Annotated in this window: 2 protein-coding genes; one reads left to right on the forward strand and one right to left on the reverse strand. The window is 41.9% G+C overall.

Features of this window, described 5'->3' with window-relative positions; genetic code table 11:
• Positions 1-170: 170 nt before the first annotated feature.
• Positions 171-1,034: a DMT family transporter gene (locus H5072_RS17255; protein ID WP_182694245.1), complete on the forward strand. Its 864-nt coding sequence runs from the start codon at positions 171-173 to the stop codon at positions 1,032-1,034.
• Positions 1,035-1,105: 71 nt separating this feature from the next.
• On the opposite strand, the gene H5072_RS17260 is transcribed toward H5072_RS17255, so the two are convergent.
• Complete coding sequence (locus H5072_RS17260; RefSeq protein ID WP_182694246.1) at positions 1,106-2,302, reverse strand: MFS transporter; 1,197 nt, start codon at positions 2,300-2,302, stop codon at positions 1,106-1,108.
• Position 2,303: the final 1 nt, after the last annotated feature.

Raw genomic sequence — 2,303 nt, forward strand, 5'->3', positions numbered from 1 at the left:
ATTTACCTTCCCTATTTAATATACTTTTTATTGCGTTATTTTTGGTCGCAAACACTTACCTATAAATTTAAAAAAAGATACTATGCCGCCATTAATATCGGGTGGGTTTAGCTTTTATACTCCCTGCATTACATAACTAATTGATAGAGTTACTCAACTCAAGGATAAAAATGCAAGCATCTTCAAAAAGTTATTTACTGGCTATCGTGTGTGTATTGCTTGCCATGATGACCATTCAAACGGGCGCGTCGTTTGCAAAACAGCTTTTTCCAATTGTTGGCCCTGAGGGTACGACGGCCCTTAGGCTTGGTTTTTCTGCCTTTATACTTTGCTTAGTGTTTAAACCTTGGAAACACTTACCCACTACGGGTAATCGTATTCCTATAATTGTGTATGGTTTAAGTTTAGGCGGCATGAACATTTTGTTTTATTACGCTATTGAACGCATTCCACTAGGCATTGGTGTAGCACTTGAATTTACAGGCCCGCTTACTGTTGCCTTATTTTCATCACGCCGCAAACGTGATTTATTTTGGGTTGCCTGTGCTATTGCTGGTATTTTGCTTCTGCTTCCAGATATGAGCGGGCAAGATAGCCTTGATCCATTAGGTGTAGCGCTTGCTCTTGGTGCCGGTGCATGTTGGGCAGGTTATATATTATTTGGTAAAAAAACCGGCACACAAAGCTCTGGTGGTGCCACTGTCGCACTGGGCATGACTGTTGCCGCTATAGTGCTAGTGCCTTACGGCGGCATTATGCAAAGCGCCGCGTTTACGTGGGAAATTATCCCACTGGGTATTGGTATTGCTATTTTATCAAGCGCACTGCCTTACACACTTGAAATGGTTGCACTGCGTAACATGCCTTCACAAGGGTTTAGCGTAATGATGAGTTTAGAGCCTGCAATAGCTTCGCTCGCAGGGTTTATTATACTGGGTGAATTACTTACTTTATGGCAGTGGCTCGCTATTTTACTTGTGATTATTGCATCTGTTGGTAGCTCGTTTTCAAACGCAAAAAAACAGGCTACTTAATTAACTACCAAATAAGCTAAATAAAGTCACCACACAACATGGTGACTTTATTGTGTTTATCCGGTAATTTTTTAACTCACAGCCTTACTTCGCTTTTTAGTTGTAAGCAAATAGCCAATCAACGAAATAAGCGGCATACCGGTAGCCACCAGTGCAATACCAGTCCAACCGCCTGCTTCATATAATGGGCTGGCAATAAGCGAGCCTACTGCGCCACCTACAAATATACTAGTCATGTAAATAGCGTTTAAACGCGCACGGCTTTGTGGCTCTATTGCATACACTGCACGTTGACCCAATACCATATTGGCCTGCACAGCAAAATCAATAAACACACCGGTTAATGCCAATACTATAATACCGTAAGGTAACTCAAATAAGCTTGGTAAAAAGCACAGAGCTGCAATGAGTTTGGCCAGTAACGATAGCTGATGCGTATAGCCCTTATCAGCCAAACGCCCAACAATGGGAGCTGCTACAGCACCTGCGGCGCCCACTAGTGCAAACAATGCTATTTCTGATTGGGATAAACCATACTCACGGGCAAGCACAACCGGTACGCTCGTCCAAAATAAGCTGAACGATGCAAACATTAACGCTTGAAAAAGTGAACGTTGGCGCAGCACTGGCTGGCTTATCATTAATTGTTTAAGCGATTTTAATAACTTAAAATACGTTGTTTTATGGGTTGGTTGCCTACTTGGAATAGCAAAATAAATTACGCCAGCAATAAACACCATACACCCTGCTGCAAAGTAAAATACGGCGCGCCAACCAAAGTGATCGGCTATTAAGCTCGATATAGGTCTTGCTAGCAAAATACCTAACAACAAACCCGCCATAATATTACCAAGAACTTGTCCGCGTTTTTCGTCAGACGATAAATGCGCAGCAAGTGGAATAAGCACCTGAACAGAAACCGAACTTATACCTATCATCAAACACAAAATAAGCATTACATTAGGTGAATCAGCAAGTGCCGTACCCACTAAACTCAAAAACGACACACCAAGAGTGACCAACATAAGCTTTTTATTTTCAACTAAATCAGCTAGTGGTACTAAAAAAAACAACCCCAAAGCGTAGCCTATTTGTGTAAGCGATACGATAAGGCTAGCACTGTGCGCACTTAATCCAACTTCTGGGGCAAGTAACTCAATAATAGGTTGAGCGTAATAAATATTGGCAACAATAAGACCGCAACACAAAGCAATAATAGTAACGAGTGTATTGCTAAGAGGTTGCGCTGAAACGCCTGTTTGGGTCATG

Source organism: Pseudoalteromonas sp. SR45-5, assembly GCF_014163565.1.
GTDB classification, from domain to species: domain Bacteria; phylum Pseudomonadota; class Gammaproteobacteria; order Enterobacterales; family Alteromonadaceae; genus Pseudoalteromonas; species Pseudoalteromonas distincta.

Excerpts from the sequence above, each read along its gene's own strand:
- H5072_RS17255 (WP_182694245.1), top strand. The coding sequence starts at position 171 with ATGCAAGCATCTTCAAAAAGTTATTTACTGGCTATCGTGTGTGTATTG.
- H5072_RS17260 (WP_182694246.1), bottom strand. The coding sequence starts at position 2,302 with ATGACCCAAACAGGCGTTTCAGCGCAACCTCTTAGCAATACACTCGTT.